Annotated in this window: 19 protein-coding genes; 15 read left to right on the top strand and 4 right to left on the bottom strand. The window is 70.1% G+C overall.

Annotation, left to right across the window (positions count from 1 at the left end):
- Positions 1 to 45: 45 nt before the first annotated feature.
- On the bottom strand, positions 46 to 702 hold the full coding sequence (locus tag VFF97_RS14445; protein ID WP_325034194.1) for a hypothetical protein: 657 nt from the start codon (positions 700 to 702) through the stop codon (positions 46 to 48).
- A 116-nt stretch (positions 703 to 818) separates the two neighbouring features.
- Entirely contained in the window at positions 819 to 1,361 is a 543-nt protein-coding gene (locus VFF97_RS14450; protein ID WP_325034195.1) for a hypothetical protein, read from the bottom strand.
- Positions 1,362 to 1,469: 108 nt separating this feature from the next.
- Between VFF97_RS14450 and VFF97_RS14455 the strand changes: the two genes are divergently transcribed.
- Positions 1,470 to 1,850 (top strand): hypothetical protein, encoded by a 381-nt coding sequence (locus VFF97_RS14455; protein WP_325034196.1) that lies wholly within the window; start codon positions 1,470 to 1,472, stop codon positions 1,848 to 1,850.
- On the opposite strand, the gene VFF97_RS14460 is transcribed toward VFF97_RS14455, so the two are convergent.
- Positions 1,819 to 2,916 carry an FUSC family protein gene (locus tag VFF97_RS14460; protein ID WP_325034197.1) on the bottom strand — a complete coding sequence of 366 codons (1,098 nt, stop codon included), beginning with the start codon at positions 2,914 to 2,916 and terminating at the stop codon, positions 1,819 to 1,821. The two genes, VFF97_RS14455 and VFF97_RS14460, sit on opposite strands and share 32 nt — an antisense overlap.
- 151 nt (positions 2,917 to 3,067) lie before the next feature.
- On the opposite strand from VFF97_RS14460, the gene VFF97_RS14465 reads away from it, so the two are divergent.
- From VFF97_RS14465 to VFF97_RS14490, 6 genes are all read left to right on the top strand, one after another.
- On the top strand, positions 3,068 to 3,421 hold the full coding sequence (locus VFF97_RS14465; RefSeq protein WP_325034198.1) for a TraR/DksA family transcriptional regulator: 354 nt from the start codon (positions 3,068 to 3,070) through the stop codon (positions 3,419 to 3,421).
- 112 nt (positions 3,422 to 3,533) lie between these two features.
- Positions 3,534 to 3,701 (top strand): hypothetical protein, encoded by a 168-nt coding sequence (locus VFF97_RS14470; protein WP_325034199.1) that lies wholly within the window; start codon positions 3,534 to 3,536, stop codon positions 3,699 to 3,701.
- On the top strand, positions 3,698 to 4,465 hold the full coding sequence (locus tag VFF97_RS14475) for a PH domain-containing protein (RefSeq protein WP_325034200.1): 768 nt from the start codon (positions 3,698 to 3,700) through the stop codon (positions 4,463 to 4,465). Before VFF97_RS14470 ends, VFF97_RS14475 begins: the two co-directional genes overlap by 4 nt.
- Positions 4,466 to 4,688: 223 nt before the next feature.
- Complete coding sequence (gene rpsA / locus VFF97_RS14480; RefSeq protein WP_325034201.1) at positions 4,689 to 6,134, top strand: 30S ribosomal protein S1; 1,446 nt, start codon at positions 4,689 to 4,691, stop codon at positions 6,132 to 6,134.
- 132 nt (positions 6,135 to 6,266) lie between these two features.
- Entirely contained in the window at positions 6,267 to 8,003 is a 1,737-nt protein-coding gene (locus VFF97_RS14485) for a sensor histidine kinase (protein ID WP_325034202.1), read from the top strand.
- Entirely contained in the window at positions 8,000 to 9,160 is a 1,161-nt protein-coding gene (locus VFF97_RS14490) for a hypothetical protein (protein WP_325034203.1), read from the top strand. The genes VFF97_RS14485 and VFF97_RS14490 overlap by 4 nt, the downstream gene beginning before the upstream one ends.
- A 30-nt stretch (positions 9,161 to 9,190) precedes the next feature.
- Here VFF97_RS14490 and VFF97_RS14495 read toward each other — a convergent pair whose 3' ends face one another.
- Positions 9,191 to 9,943, bottom strand: coding sequence for a response regulator transcription factor (locus tag VFF97_RS14495; protein ID WP_325034204.1), 753 nt, complete (start codon positions 9,941 to 9,943; stop codon positions 9,191 to 9,193).
- A 577-nt stretch (positions 9,944 to 10,520) separates the two neighbouring features.
- Here VFF97_RS14495 and coaE point away from each other — a divergent pair.
- The 8 genes from coaE to VFF97_RS14535 all read left to right on the top strand — a co-directional run bounded on the left by coaE (position 10,521) and on the right by VFF97_RS14535 (position 20,052).
- Positions 10,521 to 11,147, top strand: coding sequence for a dephospho-CoA kinase (coaE, locus tag VFF97_RS14500; RefSeq protein WP_325034205.1), 627 nt, complete (start codon positions 10,521 to 10,523; stop codon positions 11,145 to 11,147).
- A 122-nt stretch (positions 11,148 to 11,269) separates the two neighbouring features.
- Positions 11,270 to 12,475 carry an acyl-CoA dehydrogenase family protein gene (locus VFF97_RS14505; RefSeq protein ID WP_325034206.1) on the top strand — a complete coding sequence of 402 codons (1,206 nt, stop codon included), beginning with the start codon at positions 11,270 to 11,272 and terminating at the stop codon, positions 12,473 to 12,475.
- A complete protein-coding gene (locus tag VFF97_RS14510; protein WP_325034207.1) occupies positions 12,472 to 13,707 on the top strand; it encodes a CoA transferase in 1,236 nt (411 codons plus the stop codon). Before VFF97_RS14505 ends, VFF97_RS14510 begins: the two co-directional genes overlap by 4 nt.
- A gap of 35 nt (positions 13,708 to 13,742) precedes the next feature.
- Positions 13,743 to 14,933, top strand: coding sequence for a mandelate racemase/muconate lactonizing enzyme family protein (locus VFF97_RS14515; RefSeq protein WP_325034208.1), 1,191 nt, complete (start codon positions 13,743 to 13,745; stop codon positions 14,931 to 14,933).
- Positions 14,933 to 16,156 (top strand): CaiB/BaiF CoA-transferase family protein, encoded by a 1,224-nt coding sequence (locus VFF97_RS14520; RefSeq protein ID WP_325034209.1) that lies wholly within the window; start codon positions 14,933 to 14,935, stop codon positions 16,154 to 16,156. Before VFF97_RS14515 ends, VFF97_RS14520 begins: the two co-directional genes overlap by 1 nt.
- A 10-nt stretch (positions 16,157 to 16,166) precedes the next feature.
- On the top strand, positions 16,167 to 17,525 hold the full coding sequence (locus tag VFF97_RS14525; protein WP_325034210.1) for an MFS transporter: 1,359 nt from the start codon (positions 16,167 to 16,169) through the stop codon (positions 17,523 to 17,525).
- A 28-nt stretch (positions 17,526 to 17,553) separates the two neighbouring features.
- Positions 17,554 to 19,005: an aldehyde dehydrogenase family protein gene (locus VFF97_RS14530; protein WP_325034211.1), complete on the top strand. Its 1,452-nt coding sequence runs from the start codon at positions 17,554 to 17,556 to the stop codon at positions 19,003 to 19,005.
- A 102-nt stretch (positions 19,006 to 19,107) separates the two neighbouring features.
- Positions 19,108 to 20,052, top strand: coding sequence for a LysR family transcriptional regulator (locus VFF97_RS14535; RefSeq protein WP_325034212.1), 945 nt, complete (start codon positions 19,108 to 19,110; stop codon positions 20,050 to 20,052).
- Positions 20,053 to 20,085 lie beyond the last annotated feature (33 nt).

The following is a 20,085-nucleotide window of genomic DNA, read 5'->3' on the forward strand; positions in this document are numbered from 1 at the left end:
GAACGGGCCGATTCTACCGGTCGCGCCCGATCGCCGCAGGGAGCGTCAGCAGCCGGGACCGCGAGGGTCTTCCGCGCACGTGCGGTCGACGAGCGCGGTGCGGGCCTCGAGCACCTCGATCAGGTAGGCGCCGGAGTCGGCTGTGACGTAGCCCGACACGGGTCGCCAGACCCCCGACCCGAAGTCGACGGCCGCCGAATACAGCACGCGCGCCGAGACCGCGTACGTGCCGCGTGCGCGGTACGTGTGACTCGTCGCCGTCGGCGTGAACTGCGGCTGACCCGTCGCCGCCCACGCCGCGCCGCCCGTCGCCGTGCGGACGGTCGTGCCGTCGCCGTAGTCGAAGACGTACCCCGCGGGACGGAAGCGGACGGTCACGTCCCAGCCCAGGAGCTCGCCGCTCAGGCGCTGTTCGGATGCCGCGGCCATCACGTTCGCCGGCAGCCCGACGACACCGAACCCGAGCGGCTCGCCGGTGAGCGTCGGGGCTGCGGGACGGAACGACACGAGGTCTTCGATCGTGACGTCGGGGACCGAGACGATCTCGTACGGCATTTCGCGGCAGACCGTGGCGGTGGCGCAGTCGTCGGGTGCAGTGGGGGGAGCGGATTGATCCACAGGCGCTTCCGCCGGGTCGTGCGCGGACGAGCCGCCGCGGTTTGTGGTTCCTGTGATGTCGACCGTCTCGCCGCGGTTCGTCATGTCGCAATTGCCGGTCCAGGCGGCACCATCACACTTGTCGGCCATAGCTGGGATCGAGGCCGTGAGCGCGACGAAAATGCCAACCACCGTGCCGGAGGCCATCAGCCGCCACCCGGTCAGCCGTTGCATTGAGGCTGCCCTTCTCGCCCATCAATGTCTGCGATCAAGAGACCCGTCGGCGACGCTGACCCCGCCGTGAGTACGACCCGCATCGACTGGATATTGCGCCGATCCGGACTAACGACCGATTGTCCGTTCGCGTCGACGACGGCGACATCTGAGACATCGAGGCATACATCGAGCGACGTCCCGCTTTCGGATGTCTCGTGGGGAGCAACGAGGGCAACCCGCGTTTCTCCGGTCACGGTCCACACGTTGGCGTGCATTTCGCTGAATTCTCTGCGCGCCCCCGAGTTCGCCTCGCCGGTCGTCCACGCGAACACCGGCTCGAACGTCGCCGGATCGCTCAGATCCACCTCGTTCAACGCATCGACATACGCCCGGTACGTCTCCTCGGCCGCTGCGAACGCCTCTTCGTCGCTCGCGAACGCCGGCGCCGAAGGCGTCGACGGGTCCGGCGCGGGCTGGCCGCTGCATCCGGTCGCCGACGCGCCGGCCAGCAGGAGGGCGACGAGGCCCGAGACGATCCGTGGCAGCACACGAACACCGTAATCGCGGGTTCCTGCGCCGCCGCTGAGTTGTCCACAGGCGTGCGTGGTGGGGAGGAGCGGTGGACGAGGCATCCGTGCGGTGCCATGCTGACCACCGTGAGATCGGTTCGAGTCTTCTCCGCTCTCGTCGCCGTCAGCGCCGCGCTCGTCCTGAGTGCGTGCAGCCCGGCGATGAACGAGCCTGTGATCGCACCGGTGACGATGAGCGCGAACGATCTGCAGGGGCAGACCGTCGACCTCGTCGTGGGACAGGTGCTCAACATCGACACGGGGTCGCTCCCGGTCGACAGCTACACCGCTGAGATCGACGACGAGTCCGTTGCGACGTTCACGCAGGGACGCGAAGACGACACGGCGACGTTCAACCCGGGCATCAACGCCGTGGGGGTCGGCTCGACCGGCGTTGTGATGACGAACGAGGACGGGGGGATCCAGCCGCTCGAGTTCACCGTGGTCGTGACGGAGCGGACTCCGTAGCAGCGGTCGGCGGCTCGACGAGAGACTCGTGGATGCGCCGCAGGTCTTCGAGCAGCGAGCCGATCAGCACCCAGTGGTCCGCGGACGGCGTCTCGATCGTCAGCGGCGCGGTCAGTGCGGGCTCCTCGTCGACGGTGTCCGCCGCGTCGGGCTGCGGCACGGGTCGCACGTCCGGAGCGGCGGCGGCGCGCTGCGGATCGAGCCGCACGTCGTGGGCGGCTCGCCGCAGCTGGTCGGCGATCGCGTGGACGGCGGGCTCGTCGACGAGTCCAGGGTCGTAGCGGTCCACGACGGCGCGGGTCATCCCGATCACCTGCGTCACGATGGGGGAGTAGCGGTCCACGAGGGCCTGCGAGACGGCGAGGTCCGCGCGGTAACGCCTGGCCCGCGGATTGAGCGTGAGCGAATCGCTCGCCGCTTCGATGTCCGCCTCCGCCTTGCGCACCATCGGCCGCATGAGGCGCGCCTCGAGCATGAGCTCCGTGAGCTGTGCGGGAGTCTGCACCGACGTGAGCGCGCGTGCGAGGCGCTCCAGTGAGTCGGCGACCGCCGCGCCGAGCCCCAGGGCGTCCGCGCGGGCCGGAGCCACCGCGACAGGCGGCACGAGGAGGATGTTCACGACGAAGCCGATCACCGCGCCGATGAGGGTCTCGAGCACGCGGTTCATCGCGTATCCGGGTGTCGCGGTGCCGAGGGCGAGGACGAGGAGGGCGCTGATCGCGACCTGGTTCGTCGTGCCGGACGTCATCCGCAGCGCCCACGCGACGGCGAGCGCGATGACCGTCGCGAGCAGGATGACCCACGACGCCGACCCGAACGCGAGGCCGAGCAGCGACGCGATGACGACGCCGACGATCACGCCGACGCTGCGCTCGATCGCCTTGGTGAACGATTGGTTGAGGCTGGGCTGGACCACCAGCAGGGCCGCGATCGCCGCGAACACAGGCGGCGGGCCGGGCACGAGCAGACCGGCGACGATCCACGCGAGCGCCGTCGCGACGGCGGACTTGGCCACCTGCAGGAGCGGCGCCCGCTTCGTCGCACGGAACGACTGGGTCATGCGCATGTGCCCACGCTACGACCCGTGACGGCTCGCCGTGCGCGGTGCGGCGATGAGTGAGAAGCGGATGCCGCACCCGGCGCGCCGCGGCGCCGACGGCCCCGACCCGATGCGGCGGGTCTAGTCTCGAACGATCGAGGCTCATGGGGAGGTCGAGATGCGCGAGGCCGAGATGCGCAAGCTGCTGGACGAGCTCGCGGCCGACGCGTCCGCGCGCCTGGCGGCCATCGACGCGGATCTCGAGGAGCTGCGCGCCGATCGTCGCGGCGACCAGGCCGACGACGAGCACGACCCGGAGGGCGCCACGCTCTCCGCCGAATGGTCGCGCCTGGCCGGGCTTCGCGACGAGATCGCCCGTGAACAGCACGACATCGACGCGGCGTTCTCCCGGTGGGAGGCGGGCGAGTTCGGCGTGTGCGTGGACTGCGGCAAGCCCATCCCGGTGGGCCGCCTTCGAGCGCGGCCGACCGCGACTCGGTGCGTCGTATGCGCGGAGCGCGCGGGGGGCTGACTTCGTCGTTTCGGCGCGTTCGGCGCCGCATCCGGTCCTTTTTGCGGTAGAACTGCACCGTTACGATCCGGGGGGACCGTCCACATCTCGCCGACCGAAGGGACCCCGTGCCGTGAAGCTTGTGAAGCGAATCGTGATCGGGCTCGTCATCGCGTTCGCCGTGTTCTACCTCGTCACCCGCCCGGAGGACGCCGCGAACGCGGTGCAAGGCGCCGTCGGCGCGGTGTGGGGTGCGGGTGTCGCCGTCACACAGTTCTTCGTCAGCCTCGCGGGCGGATGAGGTTGTTCGACCCCAAGACGCAGAAACATCTCATCTCGGATCACGGCGAGGTCGTGATCGACGAGGTGAAGAAGCACTGGGCCGCTCTCGTCTCGGCCGCCCTCGAGATGCTGGGCGGCATCGTCGTCATGGCGTTCGTGGTCGTCGTGCCGCCGCAGGTGTGGTGGATCCCGATCTTCGGAGGCGCCGCGATCATCGTCCACGGAGCGTGGCGCATCCTCGACCGGCACGTCGACCGATTCGTCATCACCAACATGCGCGTGTTCCGCGTGCACGGGATCCTCTCGCAGCGCATCGCGACGATGCCCTTGTCGCGAATCCTCGACATCTCGGTGCACAAGCCGCTGATCGGACGGATGCTGGGCTACGGCCACTTCATCTTCGAGTCCGCCGCGCAGGAGCAGGGTCTGCGCGAGATCAAGTACGTCGGCGACCCCGACGGACGCGGTCTCACGATCCAGCGCGTCATCCAGCAGGCCGGTCTCCGCGGTCTCGCGGCGGCGCAGCAGGGCGGCGCGCCGACACCCATGCCGGTGCCGAAGCCCGCGGAGCCGACCGTGACCGTCGCGCCGGCCGAGTCGACCGAGACCTCTCCGCCCGCGCAGGACGACAGCTGGCGCAGGATGGGCTGGCTGGAGGCGGCGCAATTGCGCGAGGCGCAGCGCATCGCCGAGCTCCGCGGGGAGGGCGAGGGCCCGTATCCGCCGTTCGACCCCGACCGTACGACGACGGCGCCGATCGACCTCCCTCGCACGGGGGCCTGATCCTCACGGGAACATCACAGCCGCCGACGGCGTTCTGATACCCTGGAGTGTCACACGTGTGGCTCGTTCCGCACGCCCGGACTCCGGTCCACGTGGCACCGCACGACAACAATCCGCTCCGCTCCGGTGTGCTGCGCCTTGCTCATGCGGTCGATTCCGACCGTGAAGACAAGGAAGGCGCGTGCCGGGGCCCGATCAACAACCAACTAGGACAACCCACTACATGACTACCGCAACGACCGCCCCGGCCACCAAGCAGGTCGCGATCAACGACATCGGATCTGCCGAGGACTTCCTGGCCGCGGTCGAAAAGACGATCAAGTCCTTCAACGACGGCGACCTCATCGAAGGCACCGTGGTGAAGGTCGACCGCGACGAGGTCCTCCTCGACGTCGGCTACAAGACCGAGGGCGTCATCCCCTCGCGCGAACTCTCCATCAAGCACGACGTCGACCCCAACGAGGTCGTCAAGGTCGGCGACGAGGTCGAGGCGCTCGTTCTCCAGAAGGAGGACAAGGAAGGCCGCCTCATCCTCTCCAAGAAGCGCGCGCAGTACGAGCGCGCGTGGGGCGACGTGGAGAAGATCAAGGAGAACGACGGTGTGGTCACCGGTCAGGTGATCGAGGTCGTCAAGGGCGGCCTCATCGTCGACATCGGCCTCCGCGGCTTCCTCCCCGCCTCGCTCATCGAGCTGCGTCGCGTCCGCGACCTCACCCCGTACCTCGGGCAGGAGATCGAGGCGAAGATCCTCGAGCTCGACAAGAACCGCAACAACGTCGTTCTGTCGCGTCGTGCCCTTCTCGAGCAGACGCAGTCCGAGTCGCGCACCACGTTCCTCAACAACCTGCACAAGGGCCAGGTCCGCAAGGGCACGGTCTCGTCGATCGTCAACTTCGGTGCGTTCGTCGACCTGGGCGGCGTGGACGGCCTCGTGCACGTCTCCGAGCTCTCGTGGAAGCACATCGAGCACGCATCCGAGGTCGTCGAGGTCGGCCAGGAGGTCACCGTCGAGATCCTCGAGGTGGACCTCGACCGCGAGCGCGTCTCGCTGTCGCTGAAGGCGACGCAGGAGGACCCGTGGCAGGTCTTCGCCCGCACGCACGCGATCGGCCAGGTCGCGCCGGGCAAGGTCACCAAGCTCGTTCCGTTCGGCGCGTTCGTTCGCGTCGCGGACGGCATCGAGGGCCTCGTGCACATCTCGGAGCTGTCGGGCAAGCACGTCGAGCTCGCCGAGCAGGTCGTGTCGGTCGGCGAAGAGGTCTTCGTCAAGATCATCGACATCGATCTCGAGCGTCGCCGCATCTCGCTGTCGCTCAAGCAGGCGAACGACTCGGTCGACCCGTACGGCACCGAGTTCGACCCCGCCCTCTACGGCATGGTCACGGAGTACGACGAGAACGGGGAGTACAAGTACCCCGAGGGCTTCGACCCGGAGACCAACCAGTGGAAGGAAGGCTTCGACGAGCAGCGCGAGAAGTGGGAGCAGGAGTACGCTGCGGCCCACGCGCGCTGGGAGGCCCACAAGGCGCAGGTCGCCAAGGCCCTCGAGGCCGAGGCCGCCGCGAACGACCTGGGCCCGTCGACCTTCGTGTCGGAGAGCGGCCCGCAGGGCACCCTCGCCGACGACGAGGCGCTCGCCGCTCTGCGCGAGAAGCTGTCGGGTCGCTGATAGATCCCACGAAAGGGCCGGAACCTTCGGGTTCCGGCCCTTTCGCTTTCCATGAGGCGGATGCCGCGGCATCCGTCTCATCAAATGCGCGGCCGTACGGCGCACTCGCCCGGTATCCGTTACCGTCACGGTATGGCTGTGGCAGACGACGACGTCGCGCCGCCGGTCGACCTGGTCGACTCGGGCGTGCGACCGTTCAGCGATCGCGGCGCCGACCGCACGCGCGAACGAGCAGCCGTGCTCAACCAGCTGCTGCTTGCGACCGTCGTGTTCATCCTCGCCGTGATCGTCGCCCTCGGACCGTTCGGCGGCGAGATCGCGCTCTTCTTCTTCGGGGTCGTCCTCGTGCTCGTGCTCACGGGTGCGACCTTCCTCATACCGTGGAACCGTCTCGCGCCGGGTTGGGTCGCGATGATCCCGACCCTCGACATGGTCGCCATCATCCTCATCCAGCTGTCGTCGCCGCGGTCACCGCTCGGGCTGCTGTGGATCTTCCCGGTGACGTGGCTCTCGGCGGGTTTCGGTACGCTTGGACTGTGCGGCGCGGTCGCCGGCATCGCGGCGATGCTCGCGATCCTGCTTCCCGTCGGCGGTGAGGACCTCAGCTACGCCACGCTCCTGCTGCCGCTCGTGCTGCTGGCGGTCGCGGCGACGAACTTCCTCACGGCGAGGCGCGCCGACGCGCAGCGCACGCTGCTCGCGAAGCAGGCGCAGCTGCTGCGCCGGGTGCTCGAGCGCACGAGACGCCAGGAGCAGGAGCTCACCGAGGTGCTCGACGCCGTCGACTTCGGCGTCATCCGCATCGGTCCCAACGGCGAGGTCGCCGTGACGAACGAGGCACACGGCCGACTGCAGCTCGCGCTCGGCGCGGGCGATCGCTCCGACCTGTCCGACCCAGGCGACCCCGAGGGGCACGAGGTGCCCGCCTACCTCGACGACGGTGAGACACTGCTGCCGCCGGGCGAGCTGCCCCTCGAGCGCGCGCTGCGCGGCGAGGCGTTCGACGGTCAGGTGGTGTGGTTCGGCGACCCCTCGGGGCCGCGCCGCGCGCTGAACATCACGGCACGCCGGCTCACCGACACGTCGGGGGCGGATGCGGGGGCCGTCGTCATCTCGCGCGACGTCACCGCCGAGCTCACCGCGCTCCGCGCGCGCGACGACCTCGTCGCATCCGTGTCGCACGAGCTGCGGACGCCGCTCACCTCGATCCTCGGCTACCTCGACCTCGCACTCGACGACGAGGAGCTGCCCGAACGCGTGCGCGGCGGACTCGAGATCGCGGAGCGCAACGCCGAGCGGCTGCTCGGGATCGTCGGCGACATCCTCGCCGCGTCGAGCTCGTCGCCCTCGTCGGCCGAGCTCACCGTCTCACCGCGCGAGGTGAGCGCCGACGAGATCGCTCGCGCCGCGGCCGAGGCGATGCTGCCGCGCGCCCAGTCGCGCGCCATCACGATCGACACCGTCGGACTCGAGCCCGCGATGGTGTGGGCCGACCCCATGCGCCTGCGGCAGGTGATCGACAACCTCCTCGCGAATGCCATCACATACAACCGCGACGGCGGCTCCGTCTTCCTCGGCACGACGACAGACGGGACCTCGACGTGGGTGCTGGTGCGCGACACGGGCGTCGGGATCAGCGAGGGCGATCGCGCGCGGCTGTTCCACCGCTACTATCGAGCGTCGGCGCCGCGGGGGACGGGCACCGGCCTCGGGCTCGCCATCTGCCGCGACATCGTGCGCGCGCACGGCGGCGAGATCGGCTTGCACAGCTCACCCGGCGTCGGCTCCACCTTCGTGGTCAAGCTGCCGGCGACCCAGGCGGCGTCCGCGGCCGAGGGTGCATCGAGCGGGAGCGGAAGCACGGAATGAACCTGGACCTGTTCAGCGTGATGGTCATGACGGCGCTCGTGGTCAACACGAGCGGCGTGCTGTTCATCGTCGAGACGATCATCCGGCGCGACGAGGGTGCCGGGCGCATCTGGTCGATCGGCTTCCTCGCGGCGATGCTCACGACGATCGCGTACGTCCTGTGGACCGAGATGCCAGGGGTCTCATGGCCGGTCGCCGTGGGCAACGCCGCGTTCGTCGCGGGGACCGGATGCATGTGGCTCGGCGCACGGGCGTTCAACGGGCGGCGGATGGTCGCCGCATCCGCGATCGTCGTGCTCGCGGTCGCCGGCGCCGCCCTCTCGACCTTCCTCGACCCCGTCGCCGGGGACTGGGCGGGTGCGACGTGGATGTTCCTCGCGCTCGTGGTGTTCGCGGGACTGGGCGCGGCGGAGTGCCTGCGCGGGGCACTGCTCGAGAGCAGGACGGCCTGGGTGCTCGCGACCGTGCTCGCGTTCCAGGCGATCTACTTCATCGCGCGGACGAGCGCATTCCTCGTCGCGGGTCCGGAGAGCGCACTGTTCCAGGGCGTCTTCGGCACCGCGAACACCGCGATGCTCACCGTCGTCCTGACGATCGTGGCCGTCGTGGTCACCTCGGTGCTACGCGCGTCGCGAGCACCCGTGCGCGGGTACGGTCCGGTCGCGCACGGCGAGCGCAGGGACGGGATCGTGCCGCTCCCGGTGTTCGAGCGCGACCTGACGGACGTGTGCAGGCGTGCGGCGTGGCGGAACGACCTCGTGGGGGTCATCGCGATCCGCGTCGAGGACCTCGACCAGATCTCGACGGCGTTCGGCAGCGAGGTCGCCCGAGCGGTGACCGACGCGTGGCGTGCCGGCGTGCGGCGTCACGCCCCGTCGAACGCGATGGTCGGCGAGGACGGCCCCACAGGACTGCTCGTCGCGGTGGTCGCCGATTCGCCCGCGACGGCGCGTCGCAGCGCGGGGGTCATCTACCGGGGACTGTTCGACGACCTGGGCAAGGTCGGCGGGGGAGTGCTGCCCGTCGTCGGTGTGGGCGTGAGCCTGAGCGACACGTCGGGGTACGACACCGAGGCGCTCGTTCGGGTCGCGCGCGAGGCGGCACGGCGGGCTGCGGCGAGCGTCGAGACATCGGTGCTCGTCGGCGACGAGCGCTGACGCCGCGCTGCGGGTCGCGGGCGGTGCGCGTCAGGCCGTGAGGCGGTAGCCCACTCCGCGGACCGTCTCGATCCACTGCGGGTTCGCAGGCGATTCGCCGAGCTTGCGCCTCAGGTTCGCGACGTGGACCTCGATCGCGCGCGCATCGCTGTCGCTCACGTACTCGACCCCGGTGTACCGCTCACCGCGCAGCATGAGCGCGAGATCGCTCTTGCCGCGCACGCGCCGTCCGGCGGCGAGCAGATCGGCGAGGATGTCGAACTCGCTGCGTGTGAGTTCCAGATCCTGGCCGTTGAGCGTCGCGATCCGCATGTCGCGGTTGAGCCGGACGCCCTTGTGCTCGAGCCATGCCGAAGCGGCCGGCGGGTCGGTGCTCGGCTCGGGCCCGGCGGTCGGGGCCGCGTCGAGGCGGTGGCGAGGGCGGCGCAGCATGGCGTCGATGCGCGCACGCAGCTCGCGCGGACGGAACGGCTTGGCGATGTAATCGTCCGCGCCGGCCTCGAGACCCTGGAGCGCGTCGATCTCCTCGGTGCGCGCGCTGAGCATCACGATGTACGTCGAACTGAACGTGCGGATCCGCTTCGCGGTCTCGAATCCGTCCATGCCGGGCATGTTGATGTCGAGCGTCGTCACGAGCGGCTCGTGGTCGCGGACAAGGCGGAGGCCCTCCGCTCCGGTCGCGGCGCCGTGCACGGTGAAGCCCGCGTTGGCGAGGACTGTGCTCAGGAGCGAGCGGATGTCTTCCTCGTCTTCGATCACCACCGCGACGCGCTGCTGATCCATCGAAGCACCCCCGGGCGCGGCCGTTTCCGCCGTCGGATCGTTGACGTCGGTCATGATATCCCAGAACGCCGCCTCGAATCGGCGGTCGCCGGGCATCTCAATCACCGCATGGGGAGGGGCCGTGTGCGTCGACAGAAGAGCGATCGCGTCGACGCTGCGAGACGGGAGGACGGCGAGGGGGAGCCCCCAGTCGCTCCCCGTCGCTCGCCCTGCCGCTGCGAGTGGTGGGCGCCGCGCCCCCCGCGTGCGCCCTCACCACCCGCATCGCCCTCCGGCGCTTCGCATGAGCCCCCGCACCATCGCCGACGCCTTGCATGGGATCAGGACCGACACCGCGTCGCAATTCGGCGGCGGCGGTGCGGCACGAGCAGAGGGCCGCGTGAGTCGAGAGCGCTTGTGACCGGCGCCGCTCGAGCATCTCACGACCTCCCCAGACTCCGCTCGTGCCGAAGTCCGTCTCTCTTTCGGGTACCCCAAAAACTAGTCCGCACGGCTCAAGCGCTCCTCAGGCGTTCCTCAGGAGCGCCCAAAGGTTGCGGGCGCGCCTGGCATGCGCGGGCGTGGCATCCTCGTTGACATGCCGCTCATCGCCCTCACCGGTGGGATCGCCTCGGGCAAGTCCACCATCGCCACCCGTCTCGCCGAGCACGGGGCGGTCGTCGTCGACGCCGACGCGATCGTCCGCGACGTGCAGCAGCCAGGCTCTCCGGTCCTCGACGAGATCGTGCGCGAGTTCGGGGCGGATGTCATCCGCCCGGACGGCTCGCTGGACCGAGCCGGGCTCGGCGCCCGCGTGTTCGGCGACGACGACGCGATCGCATGCCTCAACCGCATCGTGCACCCCGCCGTGCGCACCGAGTCCCAGCGCCGGTTCGACGAAGCGTTCGCCGCCGATCCGGACGCGGTCGTCGTCTACGACGTGCCGCTGCTCGTCGAGGCGCGCGTCGACGACCCATGGGAGCTCATCGTCGTCGCCCACGCGCCGTCGGACGTGCGACTGCGGAGGCTGGTGGAGTTCCGTGGAATGAGTGAGACGGATGCCGCGGCCCGCGTCGCTTCGCAGGTCGACGACAGCGCGCGTCTGGCCGTCGCGGACGTCGTGATCGACACGACAGGGACGATCGACGACACCATCCGCCAGGTCGACGAACTGTGGGCGCGGCTGCCGGACCTCGTCGCGCGGAACGCGCGCGGATCCGGGTAAACGCAGGAAAACAGCGGTTTAAGTCATGAAATCTCTGTTTGGCATGATTAGTCCTCGCGGGTGAGCATGGCTGGGTCGCATCGATTCCAGATGCCCCGACCAAGTCTCGAAGAGGAGGCGTCATGTCCGCCGTCGCCACAGCTCTGCGCCCGCCCGTCCAACTCGGGGAGGAGTACGAGGAGTTCGCCGCCTGGGTGCGCGGCGCTGCCGCCCCGCACGCCGACTCGTACCTGCCCGTCGCCCGCAGCGACCGCTTCCCGTGGGAGCTTGCCCGCGCGCTCGGCGAGCAGGGGCTGCTCGGCCTCGGCACATCGGAGGAGCACGGTGGCATGGGACGGCTCGGAGACGAGTTGACCCGCGTGCACCTCGGCATCGTGCACGAGGAGCTCGCCTACGCGAACTTCTACCTCGCCCAGATCGCCTACACCTCCAACCTCACCGCACCGCTGCTCGAGCGATTCCTCCCCGCGGATCTCGCGGCCGAATGGGTCCCCGGCATCGTCCGCGGCGAGCACATCGTCGCACTCGGACTCACGGAGCCCGGGAGCGGGTCGGATGCGGCGGCCATGCGCATGCGCGCGCGCCGCGTCGACGGCGGGTGGCAGCTCACCGGCGAGAAGACCTCGATCACGTTCGCGCCGCACGCGAAGGGCATGATCACCTTCGCACGCGCTGAGGACTACACAGACGCGGACGGGAACCCCCGCAAGGGCGGCATCACCTGCTTCCTCGTGCCACTCGACTCGCCCGGCGTCGAGATCCAGACGTTCGACGACCCGGGCTGGAAGCCCCTCGGCCGCTCCGCCGTGTTCCTCGACGACGTCTTCGTCCCCGACACCCAGGTGCTCGGCGCGGTCGGCGCGGCGTTCCGGATGGTCATGAGCGAGTTCGACTACACGCGCTCCGTCATCGGATTCATGAGCACCGGCGTCGCACGAAAAGCGCTCGACCTCACGATCCAGCACACGCGCGACCGCCACACCTTCGGCAAGCCGATCGCCGCGTACCAGGGAGTCAGCTTCCCGATCGCAGAGGCCGCGACGAAGCTCGAGGCCGCGCGGTGGCTCACTTATCGCGCGCTGTCGCTCGCCGATGCGGGGGAGCCGTACACGAAGGAAGCCGCGATGGTGAAGTGGTGGACGCTGGACGTCTCGCTGCAGACGATCCACGACTGCATCATCGCGCACGGGCACACGGGGTACTCCGAGGAGATGCCGCTGCAGTCCATGCTGCGCGACGTCTCCGGCCTCGAGATCGGCGAGGGCACTCCGCAGATCCAGAAGCTCATCGTCGCGCGCGCCCTGATCGGGCGGGAGTACACCGGATGAACGGCGCGCTCGCGGGCATCCGCGTCATCGACCTCACGCAGGCGCTCGCCGGCCCGTTCTGCACCTCGCTGCTGGCCGACTACGGCGCCGACGTCATCAAGGTCGAACCGCCGCGCGGGGACATGCTGCGCCGCACCGGCCCGTTCGCCCCGGACGACGAGACGCACGACCACGGGAACGTCTTCCAGAACGCCAATCGGAACAAGCGCTCGATCGTGCTCGACCTCAAGTCCGACGAAGGCAGGGGGGTGCTGCTGACGCTGGTGCGCGAGGCTGACGCCCTGGTCGAGAACTTCAGCGCCGGCGTCATGGATCGACTCGGGCTCGGGTACGAGGTTCTCGCCGAGATCAACCCGCGTCTCGTGTACACGTCGATCCGCGGCTTCGGCGACCGCCGCGGCGGGGAGAGCCCATACGCGCACTGGCCGGCGTTCGATGTCGTCGCGCAGGCGATGGGCGGGATCATGAGCATCACCGGCCCCGACGGCGGGCCTCCCGTGCGTGTCGGCTCCGGCATCGGAGACAGCGTCCCCGCGTTGTTCGCAGCCCTCGGGACCGTCACCGCCCTGTTCGAGGCGCAGCGCTCGGGGCGTGGGCAATACGTCGACACGGCCATGGTCGACAGCGTCCTCGCCGTCTCCGAGATCGCGGTCAACGTCTACGCGGCGACGGGGGTGTCGCCGCATCCGATGGGAAACCAGTTGCAGGGATTCGCCCCGTTCAACACCGTCCGCGCCAAGGACGGCGAGGTCGCGCTGGGCGCCCCGCACAACGCCCAGTGGGCCAAGCTCTGCGCCCTCATGGGACGCCCCGAGCTCATCGACGATGAACGGTTCTCCTCCGACAACGCGCGCTGGGTCAATCGCGACGAGGTGTACGAGATCGTCGGCGAATGGACCGGCCGGCACACGGTCGCCGAGCTCATCGAGATCCTCGGCGGGAAGGTCCCGCTCGGTCCGGTGCTCGACGCCGAGGCGATCTTCGCCGATCCGCACTTCGAAGTCCGCGGGATGCTGCCCGTGGTGGAGAACCCGCGCACGGGACGACCCACGCGCATCACGGGGCCCGTCGCGAAGCTCACCCGCACCCCCGCCACCATCCGGCGCCGCGCTCCGCTCCTCGGGGAGCACACCGTCGAGGTGCTCCGCGAAGCCGGCGTCGGCGACGACGCCATCGACGCCCTCGCCGCCACCGGCGTGATCGGCGAACTGCCCGCGGCGCTCAGCGCCTGACCCCCAGACATCTCATCGGCCGAAGGAGGCCCACCATGAAGATCACCGACGTCGAACTGATCCCCGTCTCGACTCCGCTCGTGAAGGCGTTCCATATGCCCGGGACCGAGATCACCCACATCCACAGCATCGTCCTGCGCATCACGACCGACACCGGCCACGTCGGCATCGGCGACAGCGGCGACACCTCGACGTGGTACCGCGGCGAGACGCCCGACTCGATCGCCGCCATGATCGAGCAGCACATCGCGCCGCGCTTCCTCATCGGCCAGAACCCGCTGGCGATCGAGAAGATCGTCGGGCAGATGGACACGTTCGTCCGCGACAACAACCAGGCCAAGGCCCTCGTCGACTTCGCGCTGCACGACCTCAAAGGAAAGGTCGCGGGGCTGCCCGTCTACGAGCTCCTCGGCGGCAAGACCACCGACGGGTCGAAACAGGGCTGGGTCGCCGGCGCCGGGTCCGCCGAGGACCTCGTCGCCCAGGCGCAGGCGGCGATCGCCGCGGGCTTCTCGCTCATCAAGACCAAGAGCGGCGGTGACGTGGACGAGGACGTCCGCAACGTCGCCGCCGTGCGCGAGGCGATCGGCGACGACATGCGCCTCGTGATCGACATCAACGGATTCTGGAACTACGACCAGGCGCTGCACACGATCCGCCGCATGGACCCGTACAACCTGTACTGCGTCGAGCAGCCGCTGCCGCATTGGGACATCGAGGGGCTGGCACGCCTGCGCGAACGCGTCGGGACGCCGATCTTCGCCGACGAGTCCGCTCAGGAGCTGCACCACCTCAAGGAGATCATCGACCGGCGCGCCGCCGACGGCCTGTTCATCAAGCTCCAGAAGGCCGGCGGCCTGGTCAAGGCGCAGCGCTGGCTCACCCTCGCGCGTCTGGCCGATCTGCCGGTGATGAGCGGATGCATGATCGGGTCCGGCCTCGAGGCGAGCCCCTCGGCGCACCTCATGATGTCGAACCAGTGGGCCTCGCAGTTCACGCACGAGAACCTCGGCCCGCTCATCATCAACAACCAGTTCGAGAACGCGGAGCAGCGGATCACGCAGGACATCGCGCGCCAGGTGCCGGTGTTCCGCGACGGCGTCCTCTACGCGAACGAGGGACCGGGCTACGGCATCGATCTGAACGAGGAGTTCATCGTCGCCAACCGCACGCCCGGCCGCGAGATCCGCCACGTGCGCGACGAGTCCCGACTGGTGCTCGTCTGATGACCGCGCCGAACCGCGTCGGGCCCCTGGCGGGACTGCGGGTCATCGAGTTGGGCGGGATCGGCCCCGTCCCGTTCGCGGGGATGTTCCTCGCCGATCAGGGTGCGAGTGTGCTGCGCATCGATCGCGCGCGGGGCGCCTTCGAGATGCCGATCGACCCGACGCTCGACACACTCCATCGCGGCAAGGACCGGATCACCGTCGACCTCAAGTCGTCGACGGGCGTGGCGGCGATCCTGCGGCTGGCCGAAGAGGCGGACGTCCTCCTCGACTCCTACCGCCCAGGCGTCCTCGAGCGACTGGGGCTCGGTCCCGACGTGCTCCACGACCGGAATCCGCGCCTCGTCGTCGGCCGTATGACGGGGTGGGGCCAGACGGGACCCCTCGCACAGCGTGCCGGGCACGACCCGACCTACATCGCCCGCACCGGCGCGCTCCACGCGATCGGCGAACGGGACGGTCGTCCGCACCTGCCGTTGAGCCTCGTGGGCGACTTCGGCGGGGGAGCCATGTACCTCGTCGCGGGCGTCCTCGCGGCGCTCTGGGACGTGCAGCGCTCCGGCGAGGGGCAGGTCGTGGACGCCGCGATCGTCGACGGCGTCTCCCACCTCATGGCATCCCCGTACTCGCTCCTCGCGGGCGGGGCGTGGCGCGATGAGCGCGGCAGCAACCTCATCGACGGCGGAGCGCCGTTCGTCGACGTGTATGAGACCGCCGACGGTCGCCACGTCGCCGTCGCCGCGCTCGAACCGCCGTTCTTCGCACAGCTCGTCGCCGGTGTCGGGCTGGACGCCGAGTGGCGCGACGCCCAGTGGGACCGCCGTCGCTGGCCGGAGCTGCGCGAGGTGCTCGCGGAGCGCTTCCGCACGCGCACCCGCGACGAGTGGGCCGCGGTCTTCGACGACACCGACGCGTGCGTCGCGCCGGTGCTCGCGATGACGGAGGCGCCGGAGTCCGCACACCTGCGCGCGCGCGGCACGTTCGTCTCGCGCGACGGCGTCTGGGAGCCGGCTCCCGCGCCTCGCTTCAGCAAGGCCGCCGCGCCGCTTCCGCACCGTCCTCACGCTCCCGGCTCCCAGTCCGTCGCCTCGGCGCTGGAGAGCTGGGGGCTCACGGATGCGGCCGAACTCGCCGCATCGCTGAGCACCGACCACGTCGACCCCGCCCCCCGTGAGGCCGACACCTATCCGTCCCGGACCGACCGGGCGATACTCATCTCGTAGGGAGAGGGTTATGTCCACCGTCACCAACGCTGCTGACGCGACGAAGGATCCGAGGGAGATCCGACGTGTCGTCACCTCGAGCTTCATCGGCTCGACCATCGAGTTCTACGACTTCATCCTCTACGCGACCGCTGCGGCGATCGTGTTCGGGCCGGTGTTCTTCTCGACGCTGGACCCCCTCCTGGCGACGATCGCGTCGTACCTGACGTTCGCCGCCGGGTATCTCGCGCGTCCGATCGGCGGGATCGTCTTCGGCCACTTCGGCGACCGGATCGGTCGCAAGCGCATGCTGATGGTCTCGCTCACCGTGATGGGGGTCGCGAGCATGCTCATCGGCCTCGTCCCACCCGTCGAGGTGTGGGGGGCGTTCCTGCTCCTGCTGCTTCGCATGGTCCAGGGGATCGCGATCGGCGGAGAGTGGGGCGGCGCGACGCTGATGGCGCTGGAGCACTCGTCGACGTCGAAGCGCGGCTTCGCGGCGTCGTTCGCGAACGCGGGCGGTCCGGCCGGCGCCTTCCTCGGCACGGCGGCGCTCGCGCTGTTCGCGCTGCTGCCCCAGGATCAATTCCTCGCGTGGGGCTGGCGCATCCCCTTCCTGTTCTCCGGCGCACTCCTGGTGATCGGCCTGTACATCCGCTCGCGCGTCTCGGAGAGCCCGGTGTTCACCGCCGCCCTGCAGATCGCCGAGGCGACGAAGGCGCGGCGTCCGAAGGTTCCGATCGCGCAGGTGTTCCGTCGCCCGGGCGCCTTGCTCACGGTGGGACTCGTGGGGATGTCGTCGTTCGTGCTGCAGGCGATGTTCTCGACCTTCACCGTCGGGTTCGCGGTGGAGAGCGGGTTCGACCGCTCATCGGCGCTGTGGGCCTTCGCGGTGTCGCAGCTGATCGCCGCCTTCACGATTCCGGCGGCGGCGGCGCTGTCCGACCGGATCGGCCGCAAGCCCGTCATGCTCGGCGGGCTCGTTCTCACCGGAGTCCTCGCCTTCCCGCTGTTCGCCCTCGTCGCGACGGCCCAGGCCTGGGCGGTGTACCTCGCGTTCATCTTGGCGCTTCCGCTGTGCCAGAGCCTCATGTTCGGGCCCATGGCCGCGTTCCTCGCCGAGAACTTCGCGACCTCCTCGCGCTACACGGGCGCGTCGCTCGGCTACCAGCTCGCCGCGCTTCTCGGCGCGGGGTTCACTCCGGCGATCGCGTCGACGATCTTCGCCGCGGGCGGGGGCGACGTGACCGGAGTGGTCTGGTTCCTCATCGGCATGTGCGCCATCAGCCTCGTCGTCCTCGTCGTTTTCGGGCGTGAGAGCCGCCATGTCATCATCGACGAGTCCCGCTCCGAAGAGCCGGTCGTCGCCCCGCAGACAGTCGGCGCGTGAGCGCCGCCGAGAAAGGAATGAGCACACGATGAGCACAGCAGTTTGGGATGGCAAGGTCTTCGCGGGGGACTGGCGAGAGACCGAGGGCGGCGAGCTCGAGGTCACCGCCCCGGCGACGGGAGAGGTCCTCGCGACCGTGGGGCGCGCGACCGCCGCGGACGTCGACGGATCCGTGCGCATCGCCGCCGAGGCGCAGGCCGCCTGGGCCGCAGCGACCTACGACGTGCGGGCCGCGGTGCTGCGTCGCGCGGCGCAGATCCTCGAGGCGGATCCCGATCGCCTCGCACGGTGGATCGTGGAGGAGGCCGGCTCGGCACAGGGCAAGGCCGGCTTCGAGGTCTCCCTCGTCGTCTCCGAGCTCCAGGAGAGCGCGGCACTCGCGTCGGCGCCGTACGGCGAGCTGCTCCGGTCGTCGAAGCCGCGGCTGTCGATGGCTCGCCGCGTGCCGCTCGGCGTCGTCGGTGTCATCGCGCCGTTCAACTTCCCGGCGATCCTCGCGATGCGCTCGGTCGCCCCGGCCCTCGCGGTCGGCAACGCGGTCGTGCTCAAGCCGGATCCGCGCACGCCGATCGCCGGCGGTCTCGCGCTCGCCGAGCTGCTGCATGAGGCGGGGCTCCCCGAGGGCGTCCTCCACGTGCTGCCCGGCGACGCCGAGGTCGGCGCCGCCCTCGTCGAGCACCCGCAGGTGCCGTGCATCTCCTTCACGGGCTCCACCGCCGCGGGTCGTCGGATCGCCGCCGCGGCGGCGCCGCTCCTCAAGCGCGTCCATCTCGAGCTCGGCGGGAACAACGCCCTGCTCGTCCTTCCGGACGCGGATGTCGAGGCGGCCGCATCGGCCGCGGCGTGGGGCGCGTTCCTGCACCAGGGCCAGATCTGCATGACCGCCGGGCGACACCTCGTGCACGCGTCACTCGCGGAGGAGTACACGCGACTGCTCGCCGAGAAGGCGGAGCGGCTGACGGTGGGCGATCCCCGCGACCCGGGCAACGCCTTGGGGCCGCTCATCGACGAGGGTCAGCGTGCCCGTGTGCAGTCGCTCGTCGACGCGGCCGTCGCGTCGGGCGCCACTCTGCGTGCAGGCGGCACGTCTGAGGGGCTGTGCTTCCGCCCCACGGTCCTCGGAGACGTGACGACCGACATGGATGCGTGGAACGAGGAGATCTTCGGCCCGGTCGCGCCCGTCCTGACGTACGAGTCGATCGATGAGGCGGTCGACATCATCAACGCCTCCGAGTACGGGCTGTCGGTGGGCATCCTCACCTCCGACGCCTACCGCGGCTTCGAGCTCGCCGACCGCATCGTGACGGGCATCGTCCACGTGAACGACCAGACGGTCGACGACGAAGCCGTCATTCCGTTCGGCGGCACGAAGGCCTCGGGCGTGGGCGGTCACTTCGGCGGCGCTGCGGCGAACCTGGAGACGTTCACGCAGCAGCAATGGGTCACCGTGCAGTCGTCGATCGCGCGTTACCCCTTCTGAGCCCGGGCGGATGCCGGAAGCGGCCGACTCCCCGCTTCCGGCATCCGCTCGCCTATCCTGGTTCGATCCGCCGGGGACCGGCGGGGCGCGAGGAGGGAGTCGGTGGTGGCCGAAGTCGATCCGGCCGCGGGCGATGTGCCGTCGCCGCTCGCCGACCGCCACGACTTCACCCTGCGCCAGCTCGAGCATTTCGTCGCGGTCGCCGAGCACGGCTCGATCGCGACGGCGGCCGAGCGCCTCTTCATGTCGCCGACGGCCGTGTCGCTGTCGATCCGCCAACTCGAGCGCACCCTCGACACCGAGCTGCTGGTCCGCAAACGCGCGCAGGGCGCGCAGCTCACGCCGATGGGGCGCGCCCTGCTGCCGCACGCGAAGGACGTGCTGGCGTCGGCCACGCGCCTGACGCAGGAGATCGCGACCGACGACGTGCTCCGCGGCGCCGTCGACGTCGGGTGCTTCCCGAGCCTCGGCCCCTCGATGCTCCCCGGATTCGTGCGGGCATTCTCGTCGCGGCATCCGGCGGTGAAGGTCCGGTTCCGCGAGGATGCGCTCGTCCGGCTCGTGCCCGAGCTGCTCGCGGGCGCGCTCGACCTCATGCTCGCGTACGACATCGGCCTCGGCGACGAGGTCGACCGGATGGTCGTCGCATCTCGCCGACTCGGCGTGATGCTGCCGAAGGACCACTGGGCGGCGGACGAGTCGCGGCCGATCGACTTCGCGCGCCTCGTGCGAGAGCCCTTCATCGAACTCGCATCGCCCGCGGCTCACCGCGACGCCGAGCGCGTGTTCGCGATCGGCGGGGCGACGCCCGATGAGCGCATACCCTCGGAGAACTTCGAGACCGTGCGCTCGTTCGTCGGTCGCGGTCTCGGGTGGTCGATCACACTGCAGCGGCCGCGGAACCTCACCCATGAGGGTCTCGAAGTCGTGGTGCGAGACGTCCCCGGCGTCGATCCCGTCGACATCGTGCTCGCGTGGCGGCGCGGGGCCGCGCTGAGCCGTCAGGCCCGTGCGTTCCGCGACGTGGTGCGCGACGCCGCCGGCTGACGCGGGCAGGTTCACGCAGGGTCCGCTCGGGGC

Source organism: Microbacterium sp. (assembly GCF_035687345.1).
GTDB lineage: Bacteria > Actinomycetota > Actinomycetes > Actinomycetales > Microbacteriaceae > Microbacterium.